General features: G+C 70.6%; 1 protein-coding gene. It reads right to left on the reverse strand.

Going from position 1 to position 4,738, the window contains the following annotated elements; genetic code table 11:
* Window positions 1–4,738: amino acid adenylation domain-containing protein (locus ABZ406_RS30820; protein WP_357769083.1), on the reverse strand; the 4,738-nt coding region annotated here is incomplete at both ends.

Here is a 4,738-nt window from a genome sequence, read left to right on the forward strand (position 1 = left end):
CCGCCGTGTCATTCCAACCGGACAGCAACTGCCAACGTTCATCCACGTCGAGCACGTCCACAGCGCTCACCCGCGCGCCCGGCTCATCAACCAACACCGCCAACACCCGCACGAACCGCTCCACAAGCCCACTGACCGAACCCGCATCAAACAGATCGACGGCCGCGGTCAACGCACCGCGAAGGCCCGCCGGTTCGCCCGCTTCGTCGTGGGTCTCCTCAATGCTCCATTCGAGGTCGAACTTGGCGGTGGCGGCAGCGGCGATGGACGGCGCGGCGCTCTGGATGCCGGGCAGGTCCAGCACCGCCTCGGGGTTGTTCTGCAAGGTGAGCATGACCTGGAAGAGTGGGTGCCGGGCCATCGATCGGGCCGGGGCCAACTCCTCCACCAGCTTCTCGAACGGAACGTCCTGGTGTTCGAACGCCGACAGTGCGGTCTCCCGCGCGCGGACCAGCACCTCGCGGAAGGTCGGGTTCCCGGACACGTCGGTCCGCAGTACGAGGGTGTTGACGAAGAAGCCGACGACGTCGTCGATGCCCTCGTCGTTTCGTCCGGCAGTTGCCGTGCCGATCGGGATGTCGGTGCCGGCGCCCAGCCGCGACAGCATCACCGCCAGAGCGGCCTGCAGCGCGTTGAAGACTGTGACACCCTCGGCGCGGGCCAACTCCTGTAGGCGGGCATGCAGGTCGGCAGGGATCCGTAGCGGTTCCCGGTGGCCGTTCCGGTTGGCGATGGCCGGCCGCGGCCGGTCGGTCGGTAGCCGCAGATCCTCTGGCGCGTCGGCGAGTGCTGCCTGCCAGTACGCCAACTGCTGGGCGATGACGCTGTTCGGGTCGGTCTCGTCACCCAGGAACTCGCGCTGCCAGATCGCGTAGTCGGCGTACTGCACCGGCAGCGGCGACCACTGCGGTGCCCGGCCGTCAGACCGGGCGGCGTACGCCTCGGAGAGATCACGTGCCAGCAGACCCATCGACCATCCGTCGGCCGCGATGTGGTGGACGACGACGACCAGCACGCAGCCGTTGAACAGCCAGGCCCGGATCGGGAGTTCGCAGGCCAGGTCGAACCGGTGTCGGGTGGCGGCGGCGATGTCCGTCTCGTCGCCGTCGAGGACCTCCAGCCGCCAGTCGATCTCAGCCGTGTCGAGTATCCGCTGGTAAGGCTCACCCTCGGTCGTCGCGAAGATCGTACGTAGGGCCTCGTGCCGGCCGACGACGTCGCGCAGTGCGTTGTTCAGCGCTTCGGCGTCGGCGTCCGGCATCCGCAGCACGACAGGCAGGTTGTAGTCGGCCGACGGACCGTCCAGTTGGCCGAGGAACCACAGTCGGCGTTGCGCGAACGACAGCGGTGCGCGGGCGGGCCGGGCGGCCGCGACCAGGGACGGGCGGGCCTGTCGGGTCGTGTCCAGCCTGGCGGCGAGCGCGGCTGCGGTGGGCGCCTCGAAGATCGCGCGCAGCGGTACCTCGGCGCCGAGGACGGTGCGGATCCGGCTGGCCAGCCGCACCGCGAGCAACGAGTGGCCGCCGAGAGCGAAGAAGTCCGCGTCGGCGGCGACCCGGGAGAGGCCGAGCACATCGGCGAACGCGGCCCGGATGAGTTCCTCGCGCGGGTCGGACGAGGTGCGGTCCACGCCGTCCCCGCTGACCGGAGCGGGTGCGGGCAGGGCGGCCAGGTCGAGCTTGCCGTTCGCCGTCAGCGGGAGCGCGTCGAGGACCACCACCGCGGACGGGACCATGTACTCCGGCAGTCGACGTGCCACCGATTCCCGTACACCGGTGCCGTCGCCGCCGACCACGTACGCGACGAGGCGGTCCTGCTGGACCGCCACCGCGGCCTGCGCCACGTCGGGGTGTGCCGCGACGGCCGCCCGAACCTCGCCCAGCTCCACCCGGAAGCCGCGGATCTTGACCTGGTCGTCGGTGCGGCCGAGGTATTCGAGGTGCCCGTCCGTGGTCCACCGGACGAAGTCGCCGGTGCGGTACATCCGTTCGCCGGCCCGGTAGGGGCTGGCGACGAAGCGTTCGCCGGTCAGGGCGGGCCGGCGGAGGTAGCCGCGGGCCAGACCGGCGCCGTGGACGTACAGCTCGCCGGGCACGCCGGCCGGCACCTGACGCAGCCGGGCGTCGAGGACGGACAACTGGGCGTTGGCCACGGGACGTCCGATGACCGGTCGCGCCGTGTCGGAGAGCCGGGCACTCGCAGATTCGACTGTGCACTCGGTGGGGCCGTACATGTTGAGAGCGTCGAGGTCGGGGGTGGCGCGCAGCCGCCGCCACAGCGATTCGGGTACGGCCTCACCACCGAGCGCGATTCGGGTCGGACGCTGAGCCGGGTCGTCGAGTAGGCCATGGGTGAGCAGCGCCTCGACGTGCGAGGGGGTGGCAACCAGGACGTCGATGCGGTGGGCCCCGAGCCACGGCACCAGCAGCGCTGGGTCGCTCCAGGTGGCGGCGTCGACGACGTGCAACTCGTGGCCGTTCAGTAGGGCGGTCAGTTGGTCCCAGGACGCGTCGAAGGACACTGACAGTCCGAGCGCGACGCGCATCCGTCCCGGGCCGGCCAGCAGCGAACGCTGGTGTCCCGTACACAGGTTGGCCAGGCTGCCATGGCTGACCTGGACACCCTTGGGGAGACCGGTCGACCCGGAGGTGTAGATGACGTACGCCGCATGGGTCGGCAGCAGCGTGGTAGCGGGCGGAAGGGGTGCGTCGATCGATTCGTCGAGGGCATCGTCGAGCATGACCATCGGTACGTCGGGCGGCAGCATCTTCGACGTACGGCTGGTGGTCAGCACCAGGGCCGGCGCGGCGTCGCGGACGAGGTGTCGCACCCGCTCGGTCGGGTAGGTCGGATCGACGGGCAGGTAGGCGCCGCCGGCCTTGAGCACCGCGAGCAGCGCGACGACAAGATCGATGCCACGTTCCAGGCACACCCCGACGACCGACTCCGGTCGGACGCCGCGACTTACCAGCAGCCGAGCGAGAGTGTCGGTTCGCTGGTCGAGGTCCGCATAGGTCAGTGTGACGCCGCCGCTGACCAGGGCGGGCGCGCCCGGCGACTGCGCGACCTGGGCCCGGACCATCTGCGGTACGGTCCGCTCCGGCACCGCCAGCGCTGGCCCGGTCCCCCACTCAGCGAGGCTGCGTTGGTCTGCTTCGTTCAGGATGTCGACGTCGCTGAGCCGGGTCGCCGGTCGGACGACGACGGTTTCCACCACGCGTGCAAACCGGTTGGCCAGTTGACGCACGGTCTCGGCCTCGAAGAGGTCCGCAGCCCCGACCAGCACCCCGCGCAGCCCGGCGGGCGCGCCGGTGGCATCGACGATCTCCTCGGCGCTGACCTCGAGGTCGAACTTGGCCACCACCGATCCACCGTTGGTGCGCCGGGTCGCCAACTCCGGCAGGTCGAGGGCGGCGTGGTCGTTGTTCTGCAGGGTGAGCATCACCTGGAACAGCGGGTGGTGGGCCAGCGAGCGGGTCGGGGCCAACTCCTCCACCAGCCGTTCGAACGGCACGTCCTGGTGGGCGAAGGCGGCCAGGCAGGCCTCACGGCTCCGGCGCAGCACCTCGGTGATCGTGGGGTCGCCCGACAGGTCGTTGCGCACAACGAGGGTGTTGACGAAGAACCCGACGAGATCGTTGAGCGCCTCGTCGGTGCGGCCGGCAACGGCCGTACCGACTGGGACATCCGTACCGGCGCCCAGCCGGGACAGCAGCAGCGCGAAGGCGGCTTGTAGCACCATGAAGACGGTCGCGCCCTCGGCCCGGGCCAACCGCGCCAGGGCGACGTGGGCTTCGGCGGACACGTCGAACGGAACGCTGTGCCCACTGTGTCCCGGCACGGCGGGTCGCGGCTGGTCGATCGGCATCGTCAGCTCGGTGGGCGCGCCGGCCAGGGTGTTTCGCCAGTAGGCGACCTGCCTTTCGAGGACGCTGGCCGGGTTGTCCCGGTGGCCGAGCAGCTCCTGCTGCCAGAGGGCGTAGTCGGCGTACTGCACCGGCAGCGGGGGCCACTCGGGGGCGGCTCCGCTGCTGCGGGCCGCGTACGCGGTCGAGAAGTCTCGGGACAGCGGTGTCCAGGACCAGCCGTCACCGGCGATGTGGTGCATGACCACGACCAGGGTGTGGTCGTCCGCGCTGGTGGTGAACAGCCACATCCGCAGCGGCGGCTCGACAGTCAGGTCGAATCCGTGCCCGGCCGCGTCGGCGACGGCGTCGTCGAGTGCCCGCTCGTCGACGTCGGCCACCGTCAGCACCTCGGGCATGTCGGCCAGTTCCAGGACCCGCTGGTACGGCTCACCGTCGACGACGTCGAACACGGTGCGCAGCACCTCGTGCCGGGCGAGCAGATCCCGCACCGCCGCGCGCAGCGCATCCCGATCGACGGCACCCGTCAGACGCAGCACGTTGGGGACGGTGTAGGTCCGGCTGGGGCCTTCCAACTGGTCGATGAACCAGAGGCGGCGCTGACCGGACGACAGGGGAATGTTCTCCGGGCGCGGCCGGACGGTCAGCACTGGCCGGCTGTTGGCGGCGTCCGTGCCACTGGCATCGGCTTCCGGCAGGGCAGCTGCCAGGTCGGCCACCGTCGGCGTCTCGAACACCGCCCGGATTTCCACCTCGACGCCGAGTAGTGCGCGGATGCGGGAGATGAGTCGTACGGCCAGCAGCGAGTGGCCGCCGAGTTCGAAGAAGTCGTCGTCGACGCCGACGTGGTCGAGGCCGAGGATGTCGGCGTA

The sequence above is a fragment of the Micromonospora sp. NPDC005710 genome, from assembly GCF_040630995.1.
In the GTDB taxonomy this organism is placed as follows: Bacteria; Actinomycetota; Actinomycetes; order Mycobacteriales; family Micromonosporaceae; genus Micromonospora.